This is a genomic window from Arthrobacter sp. sptzw32 (assembly GCF_059089735.1).
Genome location: NZ_JBNHEZ010000003.1, coordinates 210462 through 233956, shown reverse-complemented (window position 1 = coordinate 233956; position 23495 = coordinate 210462). Strand labels below are relative to the sequence as shown.

Below are 23495 nucleotides of genomic sequence, written 5' to 3'. Positions count from 1 at the left end.
CAGTCTCCGTTATCGACTGGGTCTGAATCTCCCTTCGAAAATGGGTCCGGCCACGGCCGCCCGGCGTTGAAGGTCGCAACAGACCTCCGCCCTTGCTGAACACCGTTTAGTTATCAAGGAGATATCCATGTCTGAGCAGAAGCTCGCAGCAGAACTGCGCACCGAATTCGGCAAGGGCTACGCCCGCCGTGCCCGGATGGCCAACCTGATCCCCGCCGTCATCTACGGCCACGGCGCGGAGCCCATCCACGTTACCCTCCCGGCCAAGGCCACCACCCTGGCTGTCCGCACCGCCAACGCCCTGCTGTCCCTGGACATCAACGGCGAAGGCCACCTGGCCCTGGTCAAGGATGTCCAGCGCGACCCGATCAAGCAGATCATCGAGCACATCGACCTCCTGACCGTCCGCCAGGGCGAGAAGGTCACCGTTGACATCCCGGTCCACGTCGTCGGTGAGCTTGCTCCGGGCAACGTCTTCAACCAGGAACTCACCGTCATCTCCCTTGAGGCTGAGGCAACCCACCTGCCCACCGCCGTCGAGGTCAGCATTGAAGGCCGCACGGCCGGCGAGCACATCCACGCGTCCGACCTGGTCCTGCCTAAGGGCGCCGTCCTCCTGGCCGATGCCGATGCCCTCGTAGTGAACATCTCCGAGGCAACTGAGTCCGGCGACGAAGAAGGCACGGAGGAAGCTGCCGAAGCTGCTTCCGAGACCGCAGCCGAGTAATCAGCCTGCACTCTGCAACAGTGGCCGGATCCTCCTGGGGTCCGGCCACTGCCGCATCCGCCGCGAAACCCCCGCCCAGAGCGCCCTTCGCCCCACCTTAGGATTGATTCATGACTGACACCTGGTTGATTGTTGGCCTCGGAAACCCGGGAGCCCAGTACCAGGGCAACAGGCATAACGTCGGACAGATGGTCCTTGACGAACTCGCCGGACGTGTGGGAGCAGGATTCAAAACCCACAAGGCACGCGCCCAGGTGGTGGAGGGCCGTCTCGGCATCGGCGGTCCCCGCGTTGTGCTGGCCAAGCCCATGAGCTACATGAATGTCTCGGGCGGCCCCGTATCTGCACTTGCAGGCTTTTACGGCATCGCCCCGGACCACGTGGTGGCGGTACACGACGAAATCGACATCCCCTTTAACACGGTGAAACTCAAGACCGGCGGGGGAGAAGGCGGCCACAACGGGCTGCGGGATATTTCCAAAGCGCTTGGCACCAAGGACTACCTCCGCGTCCGGGTGGGGGTTGGAAGGCCGCCGGGCCGGATGGACACGGCGGATTACGTGCTGAAGGATTTCGGGACGGCGGAGCTGAAGGAACTGCCTTTCCTGCTGGACGAGGCAGCCGATGCGGTGGAACTGCTGCTGCGGGAAGGGCTTACCGCTGCCCAGCAAAAGTTCCATCCAGCGAAGTCAGAGCGCTAGCAACAAAAAAACTTTAAGTCCCGGTACCTGTTTCCTTGTCTGTGCCACGAGGTAGTCTTTTTCGTATGCGGGGGAGCAATGGGGCTACATCCCGCTATCGCGGGACGTAGGGGATAAGTTCATGTCAATCGAGCCACTTAGCTGGGGACGTGGGTCAACTTCTCACGACGTTGGGCTGCACAGTAGTGAAAGCTCCGGCGTGCCCGGAGCGCAACCGTGGTCGGCGCCGGCCCGGAGCGCGAACCTCGAAGCCGTCCGCGCAGCGCTGGTCAGCGAGGACTCACTGGGCGCTGTCATCACCGGCGGCAGGGGCGTGGGGAAGTCTTCCCTCGCCCGCGCCGCAGTCTCCGACCTCGGAGCGGACGTCTGGTCCCTGCAGCTGCGAAGCGGGCCTGCCGGCGCCAACACGCCCTATGGCTGCCTTTCCTTCCTGCTGGCCCGCCTGCCGCAGGCCTACATGGGATCTCCCACTGCAATCCTCCGCGGAATTACGTCACTGATCCGCAGTGACGCGGCCGGCAGAAGCTGCGTCATCACCCTGGACACGTCCGGAAGCATTGACGACATGAGCGCGGGCGTGCTCTTGAATGTACTCCTGACCGGTACCGCCAAGATCATCGCAGTCGCGCCAAAGATCAGCGATCTTCCCGCCGACTTCCACTGGCTGCTCACGGACAGGCGCCTGACCGAGGTCCGGCTCAGCAACCTCAACGAGCTGCAGACCCGCCAGGTTCTGTTGTCCCTGCTCGGCCACCGGGTCTCGGCGTCGCTGGTCAGCACCTATCACCACATGGTGGGCGGCAACCCGTTGCTGCTGAAAGCGCTCGTCACCGAACAGCGGCTCTCGGGCAACCTCGTCCTCTCAGACTCTGTCTGGACCCTTCGCGACAAAGTGGTGCTCGACGGCGCTGCAAGCCTTGATGACATCGTCCGGTCCCGCTGGTCCCGGGAAACGCCGGAGACACGGGAAGTCATCGAAATGCTGTCCTGCGCCAGGCGGGTGGAACTCTCCAGGCTCACGGCCGTGTACCGCTCCGAAGTAGTGGCGGATATGGAGGACGCCGGCCTGCTGGAGATCGACGACTCGGACCACCGCTGGGTTTCCCTGCGTGAGAAGTACATTGGCGACGTCGTACGGTCGTGGCTAAGCATTGCCCGGCGCCGGGAACTGCGGAGCACCCTCCTCGGCGGTAGGGAACCGGACCCTGCGGACATGACGGTCGAGGAGCTCATGGCCTTCGCCGCATGGACGCACGAGTGTGAGGCAGAGCTGAGCCCCGCGCTGGCCCTGGCAGCGGCCGAAGCGGCCGTCCAGCTTTTCGATCCACGTTTTGCCCTGGCCTATGCGGAGATGCTGAAGCGGTCGGACCAGGAGTGGGTACCCGCCCAGCGCCAGAAGGCGGCCGCCTATCTTCAGCTGGACCTGCCAGTCCAGGCCCTTGCTGCCTTGGACGACATCTCGCAGCCGGAGCTGGACAGTGTGGGTGTCGAAGAATACGCCCGCGTCGTAGCGGCAAAAGCCAAGGTGATGGTGGCGCATCCGGAACAGGCAGGCAAGGTTCCGGCCCTGCTGGGTGAAGCCCGGAAACGCCTGGATGCCGCGGCAAGTACCGCCGCCTGGCCCCACCCTGCAGTGGCTGCGGCGAACCGCGTAGCCCTCAGCGGGTTCGAATACCGCGCCTTCGTCGGCGACTACGCGGCCATGGTTCCGGAGCTGGAAGAAGCAGCAGACCCGGCCCGGAACCCGGATGTTGCCTACCGGATGCAGTCCGCCGTCGTCCTGATGACGGCATTGGCCCTGACGGGGCGCGAGATGGACGCCCTGAGCCTGATGCGGCAGCTCGGAGGGCAGATTACGGACGCCTCACACGTAGTGGGGCTGCGTGAGCAGTACACCAGGGAGGCTTATCTGGTGCTGCTGACGGCCGGGCAATGGCGGCGGTGCATCGACCTTCTGGGTCCGGCCGGCGGCGGAGAATACGACCGCCTCCCGTATCGGAGTGCTTCCACTGAACTTGCTGCCGGCCTCGCCTACGTCTACTCGGGCAGGGGCGGAGCTGCCCTGGACCCGCTGATTTCCGCAGTGGCGCAACTGGAGCTCCAACCGCTCCAGAGTGCCCTCCGCTGTGCCTATGCGGCTACAGCACTTGCCTACGCGCAAACTGGCAACACGGCCCAGGCACGCAAGTTCCTCACCAAACTCCAACGGACAACGGGCACGTCGAGCTTCGCCACGGAAAGCATCATCGAGTTCTGTGCTCTGCTGGCGGGACGCTGGCTGGGCGACGCCGAGGCCGTTGCCGGGCTGAAGCAGTCTGCCCGGCGGAACCTGGGAGCAGGTCTATACACATTGGCCGGGATCAGCCTGCTGGCAGCAACCGTCAACGGCAGCGACGCCGATTTCCGCCTCCTGGAGGAGATCACGGCTCACCGGCAAGGCCCCCTTGCGCAGATCGCCCGGCTGGTCGCGGTGGGAAGCCGCAGCAAGGATGCCAAGACCCTGCTCGGCGCGGGGGAAATCGCCGCCACCCTCGAACTGGACACCATGGAGGCCCGCTGCATGGCCCTCGCAGTCGATTTTGCGAGGCAGGACGGAGATTCCATCTCCGCCCGGACCGCGCAGGCACGGCTGGACATCCTGGCTGCAACTGTGGCAAACCTTCCCATCGTGCCCACCAGCGGCAGTCCGCTGCTGACGGCGCGGGAGCGCCAGATCGCACGGTTGGCCGGCCGCGGCGCGTCCAACCGCGACATCGCCCTGGAAATGGGTGTCTCCGTCCGAACGGTGGAAGGCCACTTGTACCAGGTCTTCACAAAGCTCGGCGTAACTTCCAGGGGTGATCTGACTGGACTCGTCTAACGGCCACAAGCCGGCAGCCGCCCACCGCCCCGTTACCGGCCGGCGCGAGCCCCTGGACCGGATCTGCAACATCGTCCGGAACGGGACCAGCCAGGCGGTATTCGTGATGGCAGGGCCAGGGATCGGCAAAACGTCCCTGACAGAGGCCATCACCGAGCGGCTCGCGGGGGACCTGAACATCGTGCAGATCCACGGCAGCTCCGCACTGGCCGTTGTTCCGTTCGGCGTCCTGACCCCCTACACCGGAGAGTTGACCGCTGAAGAGTCGGTGTCGCCCGTGGCGGTCCTGCGTTCGATGTGGACGTATTTTGAGAAGCTGAAGGCCGGCCGGGGTGCGCCTGTCCTTTTGGTCGTGGATGACGCACACCACCTGGACGACGCCTCTGCCGGAGTAGTCGCCGACTTGATCTCCGCAGGTTGGGCAACAGTGGTGGCTGCTGCCAGGCCCCGGCCCGGGCTGCCGCAGCCGCTGGAGCAGCTGTGGTACGACGGCCTTGCCGAGCGGGTGGACCTTCGGCCCCTCAACAGGGAACAGATTGAGGAGGTCCTTGCCCACGTCCTCGACGGGACAGTGCCACCGGCCACCGTGAATTCCGTGTGGACCGCCTCGGGTGGAAATCCGCGCATCCTCGACGCCCTGCTGCACGATGCAGCCGAAACCGGGGTGCTGGCCAAGCGGAACGGCATCTGGATGTTGCTGGGGCCGGTGCCGGTGGACGGCGCCCAGCTGACAGCAGTGGTGACCAAGGACCACATCAGGCGCGGTCCGGAGGAGCAGGAAGCCCTGAAACTCATCGCACTTGCCGGGCCTGTAAGCCGCAAGGTGATCGAGGACATCAGCGGCGCCGCGGTAGTGCGGTCCCTCCTTGACCAGCAAATGATCATCGAGAGTTCGGGAGTCCCGGCCGAGCTCTCCCTGTGGAACGCCCTTTTCGCCGGCGCCATCCGAAGCACCCTGTCCGTGTCCCGGAGCCTGCAGTTGCTCGAAAAGATCCGGGCCCACCAAAACGGCACCGTGTTGCATGGGGAGGGGATGCTGCGGTCCGTGGAGTGGGCTTTTGAATGCGGGCTCCGTGTACCGGATCCCGCAATGCTCGACGCCGCCCGCGAGGCCCTGAGGCGGTTCCGCAACGCCAGCGCGCGCACCATAGCCGCCAAAATCCAGGACCCTGATCTCGTGCCCCTGGCCCAGGCCATCCAGGCACGGGCACTCTACAACCAGGGGGACTATACCCAGGCCGCCCACCTGCTTGATGCCTGCTGGCGCCGGCTTTCCGGCGACTCCGACGCTCCTGCAGTGCTCCTGCTCCGGGCAGCAGCACACCAGGCCAGCGGCCAATCCGTGAGCGCCCTGGCCGATGACCTGCGTGAACACGTCCAGGAGCATGCCGAAAGGAACGGTCGTCCCCATGAGCGGCTCCTGCAGGTCATGCGCTTCCTGCAGCTCGGTGCCGCTGTGGATGCCGGAGCGCTGGCCACTGAGGTCCGGGAAATCCGGAGCAGTGCCTCCGCGGAAACCGGAGGCGAAGCGGTCAGGGTGCTCGGAGAGGCGCTGTTAGCCCATGCCCTTGCTGCCACCGGCCGCGCCGGTGAAGGACTGGACTTTGCGCTCCTCGCCGCCTCGGACCTGCCGCCGCTGGAGGACAGCCTGTTCTTCTTTCCCGAGTTTGTGCTGGGACGGCTTGTGACCGGCTACCTGGCCATGGGGGAGTGGGAATCGGCCGAGCGGGAACTGGACAACTACGCCGCCGGACACACACCCGGATCCGAAACCTTCAACGGAAGCCTGCAAATGCTCCGCGGCTACTCACTCCTGCGGCAAGGCCGCATGGAACGGGCCTACCAGGTGCTGCTGCCTGCCGTTGAGGCACTGCGGCTGAACGATCCCCTGCAACTGTTCCGCTTCGGTTCCTCCCTGGGCTTCTACGCTGCCGCCAGGCTGGGGGATGCAGCACAGGCGAAACGGCTCGAACAGGACTTCACTGACGCAGTGGCCGGTGGTCCGGCCCACGAGCTGCTGGCCGCAGCATATGGTGCTGCCGCCGCCGAATACCTCACCCGTGACGGCAAAGGGCTGGCCGCCCTGCATACTCTGGCCACCACGCATGATGCCACCGCCAGGGCGGGAAGCCTGCTCGAAATCCTGGCAATCTGCTGGGACCTGGGGGACCCTTCAGTCATCCCCATGGTGCAGTCGGTGGCAAAGACCGTCGAAGGCTGCTGGGCCGAGGCGATGCTGACGCTGGCCAAGGTCTGGGAAGCAGCTGACGGGGACGCCCTGATGGAGACGGCAGCGGCACTCGAGGAATCAGGCTTTGCGAACCTCGCGCGTGAGGCCTATGCCCGCGCCAGCACCGTTCTGGAGCACGCAGGAGAACGCAGGCGCTCCAGGCAGGCGGTGGCGCTGCGCGAGAAGTGCGACCACGAGCTGGGGGAGCGGTTCCGGGAGGGCCGTTTCATTGCTGCGGCTCCCGCCGTCCACCTCACCCGCCGGGAGCAGGACATCGTGGGGCTGGCGGTGCAGGGTCTGACGGACCGCGAAATAGCCCAGCGGCTGATGGTGTCTGTCCGGACCGTGGAGGGGCACCTCTACCGCACCTATGTAAAGCTGGGCGTGCGCAGCCGCGACGAGCTGGAGTCGGCCCTTCCCAAATAGGCGCTGCCGGAACACACCCCGCCACCAGCGGGGCGGTCCTGCGCGCCCGCCGCCCGGCTGCCCAGGGCGGCCGTATGGGTACTGCAGGCGATCACGGTAGTCCCTGACCACGGAATTCGAGTACACCGTACTCGTGCATCGCGGTGGCCCCAAAGTGTCTACTTAAGAAGGCAAAAGGATACGGCCGGAAGCGGCCGCCAAGAGTTGCCAGCAGCGAACAAGGTCCTCGTCCCAATCTTCCGGCCCACCCGGGCCGGGTTGAACGGGGCCGGCAACGTCAGAGTCTTCTGAGACCGAGGCTCTCCCCCCAGCCGTTGCCGGCCCTCTGTTTCCGCGGGCTGAAGCCCGGAGCGACTGTGGCGGCTGCCCCCGGGGCGGCCGCCACAGCCGTGCTGTGGGACAATTGAGTGTCATCCGTTGGCATCTCAAGGAGTTAGTTTTGGCCGTAGTATCAACGCCAGCCACGCTGGAACGCGCCTTGCCGGTCATGGATAACGCAGAGGTGCAGCGCATCCGGAACGACTTTCCGGTCCTGGACCAACTGGTCAACGGACGCCCCCTGATTTATCTCGATTCCGGGGCTACGTCGCAGAATCCGCTCAGTGTCATCGAGGCGGAGCAGGAATTCTATGAACAGCGCAATGCCGCCGTGCACCGCGGCGCACACCACCTCGCCGTTGAAGCCACCGAGGCGTTCGAGGACGCCCGGCAGACCGTGGCCGACTTTGTCAGCGCTGCCTACTCCGAGATCATCTGGACCTCCAACGCCACCGAGGGCCTCAACCTGCTCAGCTACGCCCTGTCCAACGCCGGCCTGTGGGCCGCCCAGGGGCGGGGCGACGCCCGGCTGAAGGACCTGGCATTGAACCCGGGCGATGAGATCGTGGTAACCGAAATGGAGCACCACGCGAACCTCATACCCTGGCAGGAACTTGCGTTCCGCACCGGGGCAACCCTCCGCTACATCCCAGTTGACGACGCCGGCAGCCTTCGCATGGACTCGGCGGGGGACATCATCAGCGGGCGGACCAGGGTGCTGGCTTTCAGCCATGCCTCCAACGTCCTGGGCACCATCAACCCGGTCCGGGAACTCACCGCCCTGGCCAGGAACGTCGGCGCACTGGTGGTTCTGGATGCCTGCCAGTCCGCACCGCACATGCCCTTGGACGTCAAGGAGCTGGACGTTGACTTCGCAGTCTTTTCCGGCCACAAAATGCTTGCCCCCACGGGCATCGGGGTGCTGTACGGGAAGCAGGACATCCTGGACATCCTGCCGCCGTTCCTGACGGGCGGTTCCATGATCACCACCGTGACCATGGAACGCGCCGATTACCTCCCCGCCCCCCAGCGTTTCGAAGCCGGAACCCAGCGGATCTCCCAGGCCGTGGCCCTCGCGGCCGCAGCCAACTACCTGACGGAAACAGGGCTGGACCGGATCCACCGGTGGGAAGCTGAACTCGGCCAGCGGATGATCACCGGGCTCGAGTCCATCCCGGGGATTCGGGTCCTTGGTCCCGCCGCCGGCCAGGACCGGATAGGGCTGGCCGCGTTCGACGTCGAAGGAGTCCATGCCCATGATGTGGGCCAGTTCCTTGATTCACGGGGAATTGCCGTCCGGGTTGGGCACCACTGCGCCCAGCCCCTGCACCGCAGGCTGGGGCTGACGGCCACCACCAGGGCAAGCGCCTACCTGTACAACACCACGGACGACGTTGATCAGTTCTTGGATGCCGTTGCAGGCGTGCGGGCCTACTTCCGCGCCTAAACATCAACTCAGACGCCCATCGAAGGTATGACATGAGCCTTGACCACCTGTACCAGCAGATTATCCTCGACCACTCCAAGGCCAGGCACGGCAGCGGACTGGCCGTAACCGAGGCGCCGGACGGCGCCACGACAGGGCAGTCGCACCAGCTCAACCCGGTGTGCGGCGACGAAGTAACCGTGCGCCTGGCCGTCACCGACGGCAAAGTGGCGCAGATCGCCTGGGACGGCGCGGGCTGCTCCATCTCCATGGCGTCGGCCTCCGTCCTCTCGGACTTGGCCGAGGGTATGACGGTGGCCGAGCTGCATGAGGTGATTGACAGCTTCCGCGAAGTCCTCCGGTCCCGGGGCAAGATACCCGCAGATCCGGAACTGCTGGGCGATGCGGCAGCGTTCGAAGGAGTGGCCCGCTACGCAGCCCGGGTGAAGTGCGCCATGATTTCCTGGGTTGCTGCAGAGGATGCGCTCAACCAGGCAGCTTGACAGCAAAGAAGTCCGGGCCTCCTTCCAATTGGAAGGAGGCCCGGACTTTCTTTATTTCATCCTCAGTGGGACCTGGCTAAAACAGCGCCATGATGCCGATGATGGCGGTAGCCGCCCCGAGCACCATGGAGACGCTCACCAGCACCACGTGGACCGTGAGGAACTTCGTGGCCTTGCCGGCGGCGTCCCGGGCGCGGGGATCCTTGAGAACCCGGCGCAGGAACTGCGGCCATACCACCAGGGACCATACTCCGGCGATAATCAGGACCAGCGCGGGGAAGACGGGCAGCTCCACGAACTAGTGGCTTTCCAGCCAGGCCTGCGCCTGCTTGGCCTGCAGGTTCAGCGCCTTGGCAACCATGGGCTCGGCGGCGTCGGCAATTTTCCCGCCGAGGAACGGAACCGAGGACTTGACGGCACCTTCGAGCTCAACGCGCGTGCCGCCGTCGGCCGCAACCAGCCGCTGCACTGCGGTGACGTCCACCGGGGCGCCGGCCACCTTCAGCGAGATGTTGCTTTGGCGGGAGCCGTCCGCTGCGGGGGCATCCCAGCTCTCCACCTGCGTCACCTTGAGGTGTTCGCCCACGAACTTGCGGGCGAACTCGGGAAGCCTGGTGGTGGGGAGGGTGCGGACGGACGTGGCGCTGAAGGCGCCGGCGATGTCGCCGTCAACGGTGAAGGACTCAAGGCTGCCGCCCACCAGCTGGCTGACGTGGCGCTGGAAATCCTCGTTCACCAGGACAGCTGCAACGCTGGGGACGGAGTGCGGAAGGGTGGTGGTTGCGCTCAGGGCCATGGGTCCTCCTGGGACGTGGGGAACGGATTAAGCTCCAAACATCCTACGGGGTACGCGCAGTCCGCTCCGCATCAAACAGTTTCCGCGCCGCCGCGGTGATGTTCCTCGCCATGGCCGGAAAGATCAGGCCGTGGAACGGAAGGACAGCCAGCCAGTACAGCCGCCCGCTCAGGCCTTTGGGAAAGAAGATGGCACGCTGCCGGTACCGGCTGCCGCTTCCGTCCGGCTCGACGGACAGTTCAAGCCACGCCCGGCCCGGGGCGCGCATTTCTGCCCGAAGCCGCAGCAGTTTTCCGTGGTCGATCCGTTCCACCCGCCACCAGTCCACGACTTCACCGGCGGCGAGCGTGTGCGGATGCCGCCGCCCGCGCAGCAGGCCGGCGCCGCCTGTGAGTTTGTCAAGCCAGCCGCGCACCTGCCAGGCGAGCGGCAGCGAGTACCAGCCGTTGCGGCCGCCGATTCCCTCGATGACCGTCCACACATGGGCGGGATCCACCTCGCCGTGGAAGGTCCTTTCATCGATGTAGACCTTGTGACCCGCCCAGTCGGGGTCGCTTGGCAGGGGGTCGGCAGCCACACCGGCGTTGGCCCACGTGGTCTGCACCTGCCCGTCGCGCTCCTTCCCGAGGGCCAGGGCGACCGCGGTACGGTAGGCGGTGAGGCCGCCGTCGGGCTGCGGGATGAACTGGTCGATGTCGTGCTCGTTGGCCACGGCGTCGTGCTGGAGGGACTGGACCAGGGGCACGGCCATGGACAGTGGGATGGGCGTGGTCAGGGCAACCCACATGCCGGCCAATTTGGGCGCGGGGACGGGCAGCGCCAGCACCATCCGGTAGGGCAGCCCGGCTTCCGCGGCGTACTCCTTCATCATCCCGGCATACGTGAGCACCTGGCGGCAGCCGATGTCGAAGGTGCGGTTGATTGGGCCGTCCAGGGAAGCCGCGGACACCAGGTAGTAGAGGACATCCCGCACGGCAATGGCTTCGATGCGGTTCCGGACCCAGCTGGGCGCGGGCATCAGCGGCAACGTCTCGGAAAGGTGCCTGATCATCTCGAACGAAGCGGACCCGGAACCGATCACCACGCCCGCCTGGAACACGATCGCATCCACCGGGCTGTCCAGGAAGACTTTGCCCACGGCCTCGCGGGAGCGCATGTGGGTGGACAGCTCCACGCCTTGGGGATGAAGCCCGCCCAGGTAAATGATGCGGTCCACGCCGGCGCCCGCGGCAGCTTCGGCCACAGCCAGCGCCATGGCCTGTTCCTTGGCTTCAAATCCCGCCCCGGCGGCCATGGAGTGCACCAGGTAGTACAGGACGTCGACGCCGGTCAGCGCAGCCCGCAGCCCGCCGCCGTCGTCCAGGCTGCCCTCCACGACGTCCACCTTGTCCCGCCACGGGACACCGGCGATCTTTGCAGGGGAGCGCACCAGGACCTTGACGATGAAGCCCTCTTCCAGGAGCTTAGGCACCAGCCGGCCGCCGATGTAGCCTGTGGCCCCGGTGACCAGGACGGTCTTTGCCGGGCGATGGGTGCTGCTGGTTCCGGTCATGCTGTCTCCTCTTCGTCCTTAAGGTGTTCGGAGCCGCGGTGCGCCTGGACGGGTGGATAGCGGCCTGCTGCGCGTTGCCAGCCTAGCCGGACCAGCCCCGCCCGCCATGTCGGTGCGGAGGGGTAGGCTGGGTTTACCCGGGATTCGAAACGAATTTCGGGTTTTCGCGTTGCGCTTTTTCGCTGAATACCACAGGAGCTTCTGCCATGAGCCATCCCGGCCCGTCCACCGCCGGCCATACCAGCGCGGGCCCGTCGCTGGACGGACTGCGCCGCGCCCTCGCCCCGGACCAGACCTTCGCCCGTGTCCGGGCAGAGGCTGCCCGCGGCTTCGACGTCCGGGGCCAGGACTACCAGATCAGTGCGCCTGCCGGACTGCGGCCGGTGCTTCTTGCCGAGATGGCCGACGGCATAGCGGCCACTGCCCCGGCAGGCAGAGCGCCCCGCGACGCCAGCCCGGGGGTGGTGCTCGCAGTCACCGCCACCGGCCGGGAAGCAGAGGATCTGACGGCCGCGCTGCGCGCCTACCTCCCCGCGGACGCCGTGGCTGAATTCCCGAGCTGGGAAACCCTTCCGCACGAGCGGCTCTCCCCGCGGTCGGACACAGTGGGACGCCGCCTTTCCGTGCTGCGCCGCCTGGCGCACCCGGAAAGTTCGACGGCGGGGCCGCTCCGTGTAGTCGTGGCGCCAGTCCGTGCCGTGGTACAGCCCGTGGTGGCCGGCCTGGGCGAGCTGGTTCCGGTCACCCTGAAAGTGGGCCAGGAGATGCCGTTCACCGAAGTGGTGCGGAGTTTGGCGGACGCCGCGTACGCCCGTGTGGACATGGTGACGCACCGCGGGGAGTTCGCTGTCCGCGGCGGCATCCTCGATGTTTTTCCACCCACCGAGGACCACCCCATCCGGGTTGAGTTTTTCGGCGACGAGGTGGACCAGATGCGCTGGTTCGCCGTCGCCGACCAGCGCTCGCTGTCCTCACCCGGGCTGCACCACCCCACGGAACTGCACGCCCCGCCGTGCCGGGAAATCCTCATCACCCCGTCCGTGATGTCGCGGGCGGCCACCCTGAAGTCCCAGCTGCCGGCTGCCGCGGACATGCTGGAAAAGATCGCCGGCGGCATCACCGTGGAGGGGATGGAATCCCTGGCGCCGGTACTGGTGGACGCCATGGTCCCGTTTGTGGAACAGCTCCCGGCCGGTTCCATCTCGGTAATCATCGAGCCTGAAAAGGTCCGCACCCGCGCCCACGACCTCGCCGCCACCAACGAGGAGTTCCTGGAAGCGGCCTGGTCCACGGCCTCCGACGGCGGGACCGCACCGCTGGACCTCAGCTCACAGGCAAGCGCTGCACTCCATTCCGCCAGCTTCCGTTCGCTGACCGAAACGCGGAGCTCCTCGCTGGAGCATGGCGTTTCATGGTGGTCCATCACCTCCCTGGCCCAGGACGAGGAGCTGCTGCCGGACATCGACGTACTGAACCTGCACGCACGCGAACCGCGGGGTTACCAGGGCGATGTCGCGGAAATGATGGAGTTCATTGGCTCCCACGTGCGCGACCAGTGGCGGATCGTTGTGGCCACAGAGGGTCCCGGACCCGCCCAGCGGCTGGCTGAGCTGTTCCACGACGCCGACATCCCCTGCGCCCGCGTGGACAGCCTGGACCACGAGCCCCAGGCGGGCATCATCGAGGTGACCACTGCCGCCGTCGGACGCGGTTTTGTCCTGGACGGTCTCAAGCTCGGCCTGCTCACCGAGGCCGATCTCCTGGGCCGGACGTCCGCGGGATCCACCAAGGACATGCGCCGCATGCCGTCCAAGCGGCGCAACGCCGTGGACCCGCTGCAGCTGGTGGCGGGGGACCACGTGGTGCATGAACAGCACGGCATCGGGCGGTTCGTGGAGCTGATCCAGCGCAAGGTGGCAGGCGGCGGGGACGGCGTGCGTGAGTACCTGGTCCTGGAATATGCACCGTCCAAGCGCGGTGCCCCGGGTGACCGGCTGTTTGTGCCCACCGACCAGCTGGACCAGGTGACGCGTTATGTTGGGGGCGACACCCCCGTTCTGAGCAAGATGGGCGGCGCCGATTGGGCCAGCACCAAGTCAAAGGCCCGCAAAGCCGTCAAGGAGATCGCCGGTGAGCTGATCCGGCTGTACTCGGCCCGCATGGCCTCGCGCGGACACGCCTTCGGGCCGGACACCCCCTGGCAGCGTGAACTCGAGGAAGCCTTCCCGTACGTGGAGACCCCGGACCAGCTGACCACCATCAACGAGGTCAAGGCGGACATGGAGCGCGAGATACCCATGGACCGGCTGGTCTCCGGCGATGTGGGTTACGGCAAGACGGAGATCGCCGTGCGCGCAGCCTTCAAGGCGGTGCAGGACGGCAAACAGGTGGCCGTGCTGGTACCCACCACCCTGCTGGCCCAGCAGCACTACGAAACCTTCACCGAACGCTTCTCCGGCTTCCCCCTCCGCGTCAAGCCCCTGTCCCGCTTCCAGGCAGCCAAGGAAGCGAAGGAGACGGCGGAGGGCGTCAAGAACGGTGCCGTTGACGTGGTCATCGGAACCCACCGGCTGTTGTCCAAGGACTTCGAGTTCAAGGACCTGGGCCTGGTGATCGTGGACGAGGAACAGCGGTTCGGGGTGGAGCATAAGGAAGCCCTCAAGAAGATGCGCACCAACGTGGACGTGCTTGCGATGAGCGCCACGCCCATTCCGCGCACCCTGGAGATGTCCCTGACGGGCATTCGCGAGACGTCCACACTGGCCACGCCCCCGGAGGAGCGGCACCCGGTGCTGACCTACGTGGGTCCCTATACGGACAAGCAGACGTCCGCCGCCATCCGGCGTGAACTGATGCGCGAAGGGCAGGTGTTCCTGGTCCACAACCGCGTGTCCACCATCGAACGGACCGCGGCGAAGATCCGCGAACTGGTTCCGGAGGCCCGGGTGGAGGTGGCGCACGGCAAGATGTCCGAAAGCCGACTGGAGCAGATCATCGTGGACTTCTGGGAGCGCCGCTTTGATGTGCTGGTGTGCACCACCATCATCGAAACCGGCCTGGACATTTCCAATGCCAACACCCTGATTGTGGACGGGGCGGACAAGTACGGCCTGTCCCAGCTTCACCAGCTCCGCGGCCGTGTGGGCCGCGGCCGCGAACGCGCCTACGCCTACTTCCTTTATCCTTCTGAAAAGCCGTTGGGTGAAGTGGCGCTGGAGCGGCTGAAGGCGGTGGCCACGCACAACGAACTCGGCGCCGGCATGCAGCTGGCCATGAAGGACCTGGAGATCCGCGGCGCCGGCAACCTGCTCGGCGGCGAACAGTCAGGCCATATCCAGGGCGTGGGCTTCGACCTCTACATCCGGCTGGTGGGCGAGGCGGTAGCAGACTTCCGCGGCGAGGCCGAGGAAAAGGCCGCGGAGATGAAGATCGAACTGCCGGTCAACGCGCACCTGCCGCACGACTACGTGCCGGGGGAGCGGCTGCGCCTGGAGGCTTACCGCAAGCTGGCCTCCGCGCTCACCAACGAAGCCATCGACGAAGTCCTGGCCGAGCTTGTGGACAGGTACGGCGAACCTCCGCTCCCGGCGCAGAACCTGGTGGCCGTCGCGCGGTTCCGGGTGGGTGCCCGGGAAGCGGGCCTGTCCGATGTGGCGCTGCAGGGCAACTTCATCAAATTCTCTCCAGCCACGCTGCCGGAGTCCAAGGTCATGCGCCTGAACCGGATGTACCCCGGATCCCAGTCCAAGCCTGCCCTGGATGCCGTGCTGATCCCCAAGCCGAAGACCGCAAAGATCGGCGGCCGGGACCTGCAGGACGCGGAAATCCTGGAATGGGCCAACGGCGTCATCCGGAACATCTTCTCGGACCAGCCACTCGCTGCTCCGGCAGTCAGCGGTTAGCAGTTGATGGGAGGACACCACGCCGCGTCGGGAGCCGCGGCGTGGGTAGCTATTGCCTCAACGGGGCCGTACACGCTGGGCTGGTATCCGCTGGACGCCACCGGCATCCTGATCGGCGGAGTGGCAACGGCGGGCACCGCCCTGGTGTGCGACTGGGACCACCGGCACAGCACGGTAGCGAACTCCCTGCCGCCGCTGTCCAATGTGATTGCCGTGGGAATCGAGAACGCCAGCGGCGGGCACCGGCAGGGCACGCACTCAGTACTGGGCGCGGCTTTCTTTGTGCTGCTGGCCACCCTGGCAGGCCAGGTCCAGGTGCAGACGGACTGGGGGCTGCTGTCCGTGGGCGCGGGGCTGCTGTGCATGTTCATGATCAACATCGCGGCCAAAGCACTCAAGCTGTTCCCCAAATCCGGCTTCATCAGCAACTGGATTTTCGCGCTCACCATGGCCGGGCTGGTCACCTGGTACGCGCCGGAGCAGTGGACCTGGCTTCCGGTTTCGATGCTGACCGGGGTGGTGGTGCACATCGTGGGCGACCTGATCACCACGGGAGGCGTGCCACTGCTGTGGCCTGTCGTCATCCGGCCGCCCAAACTTATGCGCAAGGTGCCGCTGCTGCGCCAGGTCTGGCGGCCCAACGGCGCCCTGTCCCTGCCGCTGCTGGGCCGTGCCGGGTCGAAGCGTGAGTGGCTGCTGCTGATCCCTGTGAGCGCCTATGCGATGGTGGGGCTGTGCGTGGCCGGCTGGTCCATCGCGCAGGGCCAATGGGACAGGGTTGCGGCGGCAGCCGGAGCCTGGATCAAACTCTGGCTTTAAACGCGCAGAAACCCCCGGGACGCGTCCGGGGGGTTTCTGCGCGGTACTTGCTTAAGGTCAGTGCTCGCCGGCGGAGTCCGAGCGGCCGAGGATGGTCTGCGGGATCCAGTACGCCAGGGCGAACAGACCCACGCATGCGGCCATGGGCCAGGCGTTGTCCAGGGTGAGGAAGGACAGCGAGTAGATGGCGCCGAAGAACAGTGCCATGCACACCACGAACAGGACGATGCTCGTGCCGAGCTTGTTCTCGTTCTGGGGGGTCTGCAGAGCGCCGCCCTGGCGGGACTCTGAGCCCTGGTTGGAAGCCGTGATACTGCTGGACATTCGTTCCTCCTTGGCCCGCGGGCCTCAATCTGTGGCGGCCCGGCCCGCCGTCAGTAGGACGATGAACCCTGTTCGCCCTTGACGATGGCAATGCCGGAGCTGGCACCAATACGTGTTGCACCTGCAGCAATCATAGCCTGCGCGTCTTCGAGGGAACGCACCCCGCCCGAAGCCTTCACACCGAGGTCCGGGCCTACCGTCTTCCGCATGAGGGCGATATCCCCGGCGGTGGCGCCGCCTCCATTGAAGCCCGTTGAGGTCTTCACAAAATCGGCGCCGGCCTCCACGGCGGCTTCACAGGCCAGAACTTTCCCGCCGTCATCAAACAGGGCAGTTTCGATGATGACCTTCAGGATGGCCCCGCCGGCATGGACGGCCTCCGCCACCGCGGAGATGTCCTCAACCAGCGCCCCCTTGTCTCCGGCCCGGGCAGCGGCGATGTTGATCACCATGTCCACCTCGTCCGCGCCGTCCAGCACTGCGCCACGGGCTTCGAAAGCCTTGACGTCGGTGGGGGTGGCACCCAGGGGGAAGCCCACCACGGAGCAGGTCAGGACACCCGAACCCTTGAGGGCCTTCTTCACGGTCTTCACCCAGATCGGGTTAACGCACACTGACTTGAAATGGTATTCCACGGCTTCGGCGCAGACCTTGAGAACGTCAGCTTCTCCCGCCTCCGGCTTCAGCAGGGTGTGGTCGATGAAGGATGCGATGTTGCCGGATCCGGCGACGGCAGTTTGAACGGAAGGGGTGGCTTCGTTGCTCATGATGGTCCTCTCCAAGGCCCGTGTGACCGGGCGCTGTGGCGCCCGTGACTCGTTTCGGGAACCATCTTGCCACAGCCGCTGTTGCCGGCATCGGGCAGCCGGCGGGTGCAGGCGGCGGTCAGGCAGCCGCCGGCAAGGCAGCAGGAGCAGAAGCCGTCAGGAGCTGCGTCGCGCACGCGCCGGCTGCGGAAGCAGCGGCAACGAGCAGACCCAGCCGGACGCCGTCGTACGCAGCGGCGTCACCGATGGCCCAGATGCCCGGGACCGACGTCCGGAAGTCCCCGGTGATGACAATCCCGCCGCCGGCCTCCGTCCTAAGGCCGGCACTGGCGGCGAGGCCGTCCCGGGACACCCGTTCCTCGGCAAGGACCACCAGGTCGCCGTACATGCTGCTGCCGTCCTCGAAGATCACACCGGAAGCGGCGAAGCTTGACGCTGATTCAGCGGGCATCACGGCGGCAGGCCTGGCGGTGGTGCGGATGGGGCGTACGCCCCTTGCCCGGAGCACTGCTTCCGCCTGGCCCGCCGCGGCGCCGGTACCCACCAGGATCCCCAATGGACGCCTGCCCAGTTCCCTCGTGACTTCGCTGACGGCCTCTCCGACGCGGGCGGCGTCGTCAATGGTGGAGTAGCTCAGGCAGCGGCCGGCGCCTTCCACCGGGCTGGCCACCGGTGCGGATCCGGTGGCTATGACCAGCTGGTCATAGCTGAATTCCATGCCGTCCGCCGTCGCAACCGTCCGGTTCTCCGCATCGATGTGGCTTGCCGGTTGCCCGAAGCGGACGGAGACCTGGGGGAGCAGCGCCAGTTCCAGCAACTCCTCCGGGGCGTCGTCCCGGTTGCTCAGTACGGTGATGGTGCCGGCGAACCGGGCCCGGTGGAGCTGGCTGACCAGGGCCTGGGCGGCAGGGCCCGCCCCCGCGATGACAATGCGGGTGGCGGAAACGGTGGAGGTGGTGGGTGCCGGAGCGGACATGTGGTGGCCCTTTCGCTGGCGGCCGGGGAATCCGGCCGGAACTTCATGATGGAACCCAGCGTAGGCCCGCGCTTTTTCCGGAGTGTTTCTCCGCAGTTGCCGTTTATGGTGCCCGTGTTCGCCAGTATTTACCGGCCGGTAACAGAACCGGTGATGTGGCTCTCATTCCTCCGCCAGTAGACACATCCGGCACCCCTGCGGCTAGACGCGGATGCGGTAGCCCCGTTTCACCACTGTCTCCACCAGGCGGCCGTCGGGCAGCGAGGACCGCAGGCGGCTGACCGTCATGTCCAGTGCGTGCACCGATCCGCGCAGTTCCAGCAGTTCCGACAGCGATTCGCGCGACAGCACGGCGCCGCCGGCACCCAGCAGGGCGCGCAGGAGCAGCAGCGGAGCCGGGGCCAGTTCCACGGCCTGGCCGTCGATGCGCAGGCTGCGTCCCCGGAGTTCGATGTTCCCGGACCTGGTGTCCAGGCGCCGGACGTGGTTCAGGGCGAGGTGCTCACACACCAGCCTGATGAGCGCACCCATCCGGAACCGTTCCGGGACCAGGGGCGTCACGCCGGCGTCGAGCAGGGGCTGCGCCGTGACCGGGCCCACCACCGCGGTGGTGACGTTGGTCTTCAGGCTTTCGATCAGCTGTTTGTAAACGCCCATCTCGTGGGCGGTGCTCCACATGGCGTCGACGGCGGGCGCGCTGGTGAACGTCAGGACGTCCAGGTTTCCGCTGCACGCGGCCTCGATGAGGCGGGGAAGCCGGTCCGCCCCGTCAGGTTTCACCCAGCGGTACGGCGTCACGGTCAGGACTGTGGCGCCGGACATGCGCAGGCGCTCCAGCTGCCGCACATCGGTATATCCGTGCAGCTGCACGGCAACGGTCGTGCCCCGGACACCCTCGGCGAGCAGCATGTCCACCAGGGTGGCGGTGGTTTCGTCGCTGCTGATTCCGACGTCGGCAAGTCCGGCCGCGCGCACGGCGCCGCGGGCTTTGGGCCCCCGGACGAACATCCGGCAGGCGCCGAGGGTCTCCAGCAGTTCATCGCCGATGCCGAAGGAGTCCGCGGCCTCGCACCAGCGGCGCATCCCGTAGGCAGTGGTGGCGATGCAGAGGTCAGGTTTGGCCGCGATGATGGCACGGGTGTCCTCGATGAGGCGCATATCCTCCTGCACGGGGGCAATTTTCAGGGCGGGCGCATGCAGCACTTCCGCTCCACGGCGTTCCAGGGCCTCGATCAGGTCCTGGGAACGCCGGTGCGAGGTAACACCGATGCGGAAACCCTCCAGCGGGGCCTCGGCGGCGTCGGGCGCTTCTTCAACCCGCGGAACATCAGCCGGTGCAAGTGCAGTCATGGAGGTCAATCCTTTCACGAGCCCAGCAGCGAGGCCGCCAGCCTGTCGAGGTCGGCGGCGGCCTCAGCGTGCCCGCGGTTGGCTTCCGCCACGCGAACAACCTCGCCGATGACGAGTACCGCCGGGTTGCTGCAGCCCGCAGCCGCCCCGGTGATGGTGCCGAGGTCCGCAATGGTGGTTCGCTGCCCGGGCCGGTAGCCGCGCTCAACAACGGCCATGGGCATGTCAGGGCGCATCCCGGCCCGCCGCAGTCCGGCGGCCAGTTGGTGGAGGGTGCCGATGCCCATCAGGACAACAATGGTTCCGCCCAGGCCGGCAAGGTGGTGGTGCTCCTTGTCGGTCAGCGGGGCGTGGCCGGAGACCACGGTGAACATGTGGCTGACTTCCCGGTGGGTGACCGGGATCCCGGCTGCCGCCGGAACGGAGATGGCGCTGGTGACGCCGGAAATGACATGTACGGGAACGCCGGCTGCAACGCAGGAGGCCACTTCTTCACCACCGCGGCCAAACACGTACGGATCACCGCCCTTGAGCCGGACCACATTGTTGCCGGCGAGGGCGCTTTCCACCATGAGCTTTTCAATGTCGCCCTGGCTGACCTTATGGTGGCCGGGCTTCTTGCCCACATCCACCAGTTCGGCCGAGGTCAGGTGGGGCAGGTCCTGACAGGGGGCCAGCCGGTCATAAAAAACGACGTCGGCATCACGGAGGGCCTTGACGGCACCGACCGTGAGCAGCTCTGTTGTTCCGGGGCCGCCGCCCACAAGGGTGACGTGCCCGGCCGGCCCGGCCGCAGGCTCGGTGGCCACGGGAATTCCAACGGCACGGCAGCGGTCCAGCAGGGACTCCCAGCCCGGCTGGCCGTCGTCGACGGCGGCAACAAGGAAGGGGTGCTCGGGCAGCGGGCCGTCGTGGCCGGCACCGCGGGGGGTGCTGAGGCGGGAGACGACCGCACCGGCGGCTTCGTAGCGGCGGACCGCCTGGCGGGCGGCGTGGTCCGAGCCTGTGACCAGGACTTTCCGGCCGGTGAGATCGATGCTGAGCTGCATGGTTATGCCTCGTTCCTGATGGGTTCCGGTGTGCCGGGACGGACCGCGATCGACGCTCCGAGGAGGACTTTGCCCTTTTCTTCCCGGGTGGCGGGACGCATCTGGCCACGCTCGTCGGGGACGAAGGTGATGGAGTCGTCCTTCTGGTCGGGGGCGTTGACGAAGGAGCGGAACCGGCGCAGGCGCTCGGGATCCTTGAGGGTATCGGCCCACTCGTCGACGTAGGTGTCCACGTGTTTGGCCATGGCAGCCTCGAGGTCCTCGGCGATGCCCAGGGTGTCCTTGACCACCACGTCCTCAACGTGCTTGATGCCGCCGTCGAGCTCTTCCTGCCAGCGGGCTGTGCGCTGGAGGCGGTCCGCGGTGCGGATGTAGTACATGAAGTAGCGGTCGATGTACTTGATCAGCGTTTCGTCGTCGAGGTCCTTGGCCAGCAGCTGGGCGTGGGCCGGGGTGGCGCCGCCGTTGCCGCCAACGTACAGGTTCCAGCCGTCAGCGGTGGCGATCACGCCCACGTCCTTGCCGCGGGCTTCGGCGCATTCCCGGGCGCAGCCGGAGACACCCATCTTCAGCTTGTGCGGGCTCCGGAGGCCGCGGTACCGCAGCTCCAGCTGGATGGCCATGGCCACCGAGTCCTGGACACCAAAGCGGCACCAGGTGGACCCGACGCAGGACTTCACCGTGCGCAGGCTCTTGCCGTAGGCCTGGCCGGACTCGAAACCGGCGTCCACGAGTTCCTTCCAGATTTCCGGGAGCTGCTCAAGCCGTGCCCCGAACATGTCGATCCGCTGGCCGCCGGTGATCTTGGTGTAAAGGTTGTACTTTTCGGCCACTGCTGCGATGACGCCCAGTTTTTTCGGCGTGATCTCACCACCTGCGATGCGCGGCACCACCGAGTAGGTTCCGTCCTTTTGCATATTGGCCAGGGCGCGGTCGTTGGTGTCCTGCAGGGTGCCGCGGCCGGCGTCCAGGACGTAGGCGCTGTTCTGGCTGGCCAGGATGTTGGCGATGGTGGGCTTGCAGATGTCGCAGCCGGAGCCGGTGCCGTACTTGGCCATGATTTCCTCGAAAGAGGTCAGCCCGAGGACGCGGATGGCGTCGAACAGTTCCTGGCGGGACAGGTCAATGTGCTCGCAGAGGGCCTTGGAAACCTCGACGCCGGACTTGGTCAGTTCGGTCTCGAGCAGCTTCTTCAGCATGGGCACGCAGGAACCGCACTGGGTGCCGGCGCGGGTACAGCCCTTCAGTTCACCCAGTTCCTGGACGGGAGCGTTGCCTTCACAGGCGCCGCAGCCGTTGATGGCGTCGCGGATGCTGCCGGCGGTGACGTTGTTGCACGAGCAGAGGGTGGCGTCGTCCGGCAGTTCGGTTTCCGGAGCTTCGCCCCCGCCGGCCGCGGAGAGGAACGCGCCGGGCTCGGCGGGAAGTTCGCGGCCCAGGAGCGGCCGCAGGCTCATGTACGGGGACGCGTCGCCAACGAAGATGCCGCCCAGGAGGGTCTTGGCATCATCAGTGGTGACAATCTTCTGGTAGACGCCGCGGGCGGGATCGGCGTACACAATCTCGAGTGCGTGCTCGGTCTTCGCGAACGCATCGCCGAAGCTGGCCACATCGACGCCGGAGAGCTTCAGCTTGGTCGCGGTGTCGAAACCCGGGAAGGTGGCATTCCCGCCATGCAGGCGGTCGGCCACGATCTCTGCCATGGTGTTGGCGGGCGCAACCAGGCCCAGGCACATCCCGCCGTAGTTCGCCACTTCGCCGATGGCCCAGATGCCGTCCACCTCGGTGGCGCAGTATTCATTGATGACCACGCCGCCGCGTTGGCCCAGGGAGAACAGCTGCTCTTCCCCTTCTGCGGCGCGGAAGAGTTCGTCGCGCGGCCGGACGCCGATGGCGACGATCACGAGGTCGGCACCGATGGTGCGGCCGTCAGCCATGAGCACGCCGGTGACCTGGCCGTCGTCGTCGGACAGTACTTCCGAGGGGAAGACCCCGCCGTGGACTTCGAAGCCCTTGGATTTGATGAGCCGACCCATGGCCTGGCCGGCGCCTTCGTCCAGCTGTGTGGCCATCAGCCACTGTGATCCGTCGATAACGATCGGGTTGGCGCCCAGCTGCTCGGTGCCGGCGGCTGATTCGAGCCCGAGGAGGCCGCCGCCGATCGTGACGGCGTTAACCTTGCGGCCCAGCTTTGCGGTGAGACCGGCAATGGCCTTGTTGATGGCCCAGACGTCTTCGAGCGTGCGGTATACGTGTGTGTGTTCGGCGCCGGGAATCGGCAGGCGGGCGGCATTGGAACCCGTGGCAACCACCAGCTCGTCGTATTCGAAGACGCTGCCGGCCGCGGTTTCCACTGTCCTGGCTTCGGAATTGATCTTGACCACGCGCTCGCCGGTCTTCAGCGACAGTGCCTCGTGGTCCCACATGGACGCCTCACCCAGGGTGAGGTCGTAGTCCATTTGGGTGAGGGCCTTGGACAGGGCCACACGGTCGTAGGGCAGGTGGGTTTCCTCGGTGAGGACCGTGACATGCCAGCCGTCGAGCCCGCGGGCATGCATGGCGTCCACGAAACGGTGGGCCGCAGGGCCGCCGCCGGCGACGACGATGCGGCGCGGAGTCTCTGTGCTGGAAGTCTGTTCGGTCACTGTGGGCCTTTCGCATGGGCGGCAGACGGTTTTCTGCGGCCTTCCGGTGTCGAGCTGTCCGTCCAGACTAGGGAGCCGCAGTTTCGCTTCAGTTTCCCGATTGTTTCGCCAACTTAACTTCTGC

General features: G+C 66.4%; 17 protein-coding genes. 8 read left to right on the top strand and 9 right to left on the bottom strand.

What is annotated here, in order from left to right:
- Nucleotides 1-127 precede the first annotated feature (127 nt).
- The 6 genes from AC5RVN_RS07610 to sufU all read left to right on the top strand — a co-directional run bounded on the left by AC5RVN_RS07610 (nt 128) and on the right by sufU (nt 9191).
- The gene (locus AC5RVN_RS07610) at nt 128-727 is read left to right on the top strand and encodes a 50S ribosomal protein L25/general stress protein Ctc (RefSeq protein ID WP_494041006.1); all 600 of its coding nucleotides are present in this window, start codon (nt 128-130) and stop codon (nt 725-727) included.
- Nucleotides 728-837: 110 nt separating this feature from the next.
- A complete protein-coding gene (gene pth, locus AC5RVN_RS07605; RefSeq protein ID WP_494137529.1) occupies nt 838-1428 on the top strand; it encodes an aminoacyl-tRNA hydrolase in 591 nt (196 codons plus the stop codon).
- Between the two features lie 121 nt (nt 1429-1549).
- Nucleotides 1550-4288 carry a LuxR C-terminal-related transcriptional regulator gene (locus AC5RVN_RS07600; RefSeq protein WP_494137528.1) on the top strand — a complete coding sequence of 913 codons (2739 nt, stop codon included), beginning with the start codon at nt 1550-1552 and terminating at the stop codon, nt 4286-4288.
- A gap of 52 nt (nt 4289-4340) precedes the next feature.
- On the top strand, nt 4341-6944 hold the full coding sequence (locus AC5RVN_RS07595) for a LuxR C-terminal-related transcriptional regulator (protein ID WP_494137706.1): 2604 nt from the start codon (nt 4341-4343) through the stop codon (nt 6942-6944).
- Nucleotides 6945-7383: 439 nt separating this feature from the next.
- Complete coding sequence (locus AC5RVN_RS07590; RefSeq protein ID WP_494137527.1) at nt 7384-8709, top strand: SufS family cysteine desulfurase; 1326 nt, start codon at nt 7384-7386, stop codon at nt 8707-8709.
- Between the two features lie 32 nt (nt 8710-8741).
- Nucleotides 8742-9191 (top strand): Fe-S cluster assembly sulfur transfer protein SufU, encoded by a 450-nt coding sequence (sufU, locus tag AC5RVN_RS07585; RefSeq protein ID WP_494137526.1) that lies wholly within the window; start codon nt 8742-8744, stop codon nt 9189-9191.
- A gap of 76 nt (nt 9192-9267) precedes the next feature.
- Here sufU and AC5RVN_RS07580 read toward each other — a convergent pair whose 3' ends face one another.
- The 3 genes from AC5RVN_RS07580 to AC5RVN_RS07570 are packed head-to-tail and all read right to left on the bottom strand — an operon-like array spanning nt 9268 to nt 11539.
- Nucleotides 9268-9486 (bottom strand): SCO4848 family membrane protein, encoded by a 219-nt coding sequence (locus AC5RVN_RS07580; RefSeq protein WP_494041001.1) that lies wholly within the window; start codon nt 9484-9486, stop codon nt 9268-9270.
- Nucleotides 9487-9489: 3 nt separating this feature from the next.
- Nucleotides 9490-9987 carry a DUF2505 domain-containing protein gene (locus AC5RVN_RS07575; RefSeq protein WP_494041000.1) on the bottom strand — a complete coding sequence of 166 codons (498 nt, stop codon included), beginning with the start codon at nt 9985-9987 and terminating at the stop codon, nt 9490-9492.
- 43 nt (nt 9988-10030) lie between these two features.
- Nucleotides 10031-11539, bottom strand: coding sequence for an SDR family oxidoreductase (locus tag AC5RVN_RS07570; protein WP_494137525.1), 1509 nt, complete (start codon nt 11537-11539; stop codon nt 10031-10033).
- A 206-nt stretch (nt 11540-11745) separates the two neighbouring features.
- Between AC5RVN_RS07570 and mfd the strand changes: the two genes are divergently transcribed.
- Complete coding sequence (gene mfd / locus AC5RVN_RS07565; RefSeq protein ID WP_494137524.1) at nt 11746-15441, top strand: transcription-repair coupling factor; 3696 nt, start codon at nt 11746-11748, stop codon at nt 15439-15441.
- Between the two features lie 6 nt (nt 15442-15447).
- A complete protein-coding gene (locus tag AC5RVN_RS07560) occupies nt 15448-16260 on the top strand; it encodes a metal-dependent hydrolase (RefSeq protein WP_494137523.1) in 813 nt (270 codons plus the stop codon).
- A 57-nt stretch (nt 16261-16317) separates the two neighbouring features.
- Here the strand turns inward: AC5RVN_RS07560 and AC5RVN_RS07555 are convergent, their stop codons facing one another.
- From AC5RVN_RS07555 to nirB, 6 genes are all read right to left on the bottom strand, one after another.
- Nucleotides 16318-16584: a hypothetical protein gene (locus AC5RVN_RS07555; RefSeq protein ID WP_494040996.1), complete on the bottom strand. Its 267-nt coding sequence runs from the start codon at nt 16582-16584 to the stop codon at nt 16318-16320.
- Between the two features lie 50 nt (nt 16585-16634).
- The gene (gene deoC / locus AC5RVN_RS07550; protein ID WP_494137522.1) at nt 16635-17351 is read right to left on the bottom strand and encodes a deoxyribose-phosphate aldolase; all 717 of its coding nucleotides are present in this window, start codon (nt 17349-17351) and stop codon (nt 16635-16637) included.
- A gap of 118 nt (nt 17352-17469) precedes the next feature.
- Nucleotides 17470-18327 (bottom strand): FAD-dependent oxidoreductase, encoded by an 858-nt coding sequence (locus AC5RVN_RS07545; protein WP_494137521.1) that lies wholly within the window; start codon nt 18325-18327, stop codon nt 17470-17472.
- Nucleotides 18328-18528: 201 nt separating this feature from the next.
- Nucleotides 18529-19677 carry a uroporphyrinogen-III synthase gene (locus AC5RVN_RS07540; RefSeq protein WP_494040993.1) on the bottom strand — a complete coding sequence of 383 codons (1149 nt, stop codon included), beginning with the start codon at nt 19675-19677 and terminating at the stop codon, nt 18529-18531.
- 14 nt (nt 19678-19691) lie between these two features.
- Nucleotides 19692-20726, bottom strand: a complete 1035-nt coding sequence (gene cobA, locus AC5RVN_RS07535; protein ID WP_494040992.1) for a uroporphyrinogen-III C-methyltransferase — start codon at nt 20724-20726, stop codon at nt 19692-19694.
- Nucleotides 20727-20728: 2 nt separating this feature from the next.
- The gene (gene nirB / locus AC5RVN_RS07530) at nt 20729-23371 is read right to left on the bottom strand and encodes a nitrite reductase large subunit NirB (protein WP_494137520.1); all 2643 of its coding nucleotides are present in this window, start codon (nt 23369-23371) and stop codon (nt 20729-20731) included.
- Nucleotides 23372-23495 lie beyond the last annotated feature (124 nt).

Excerpts from the sequence above, each read along its gene's own strand:
- AC5RVN_RS07610 (WP_494041006.1), top strand. The coding sequence starts at position 128 with ATGTCTGAGCAGAAGCTCGCAGCAGAACTGCGCACCGAATTCGGCAAG.
- pth (WP_494137529.1), top strand. The coding sequence starts at position 838 with ATGACTGACACCTGGTTGATTGTTGGCCTCGGAAACCCGGGAGCCCAG.
- AC5RVN_RS07600 (WP_494137528.1), top strand. The coding sequence starts at position 1,550 with ATGTCAATCGAGCCACTTAGCTGGGGACGTGGGTCAACTTCTCACGAC.
- sufU (WP_494137526.1), top strand. The coding sequence starts at position 8,742 with ATGAGCCTTGACCACCTGTACCAGCAGATTATCCTCGACCACTCCAAG.
- AC5RVN_RS07575 (WP_494041000.1), bottom strand. The coding sequence starts at position 9,987 with ATGGCCCTGAGCGCAACCACCACCCTTCCGCACTCCGTCCCCAGCGTT.
- AC5RVN_RS07570 (WP_494137525.1), bottom strand. The coding sequence starts at position 11,539 with ATGACCGGAACCAGCAGCACCCATCGCCCGGCAAAGACCGTCCTGGTC.
- mfd (WP_494137524.1), top strand. The coding sequence starts at position 11,746 with ATGAGCCATCCCGGCCCGTCCACCGCCGGCCATACCAGCGCGGGCCCG.
- AC5RVN_RS07560 (WP_494137523.1), top strand. The coding sequence starts at position 15,448 with ATGGGAGGACACCACGCCGCGTCGGGAGCCGCGGCGTGGGTAGCTATT.
- AC5RVN_RS07555 (WP_494040996.1), bottom strand. The coding sequence starts at position 16,584 with ATGTCCAGCAGTATCACGGCTTCCAACCAGGGCTCAGAGTCCCGCCAG.
- deoC (WP_494137522.1), bottom strand. The coding sequence starts at position 17,351 with ATGAGCAACGAAGCCACCCCTTCCGTTCAAACTGCCGTCGCCGGATCC.
- AC5RVN_RS07545 (WP_494137521.1), bottom strand. The coding sequence starts at position 18,327 with ATGTCCGCTCCGGCACCCACCACCTCCACCGTTTCCGCCACCCGCATT.
- AC5RVN_RS07540 (WP_494040993.1), bottom strand. The coding sequence starts at position 19,677 with ATGACTGCACTTGCACCGGCTGATGTTCCGCGGGTTGAAGAAGCGCCC.
- cobA (WP_494040992.1), bottom strand. The coding sequence starts at position 20,726 with ATGCAGCTCAGCATCGATCTCACCGGCCGGAAAGTCCTGGTCACAGGC.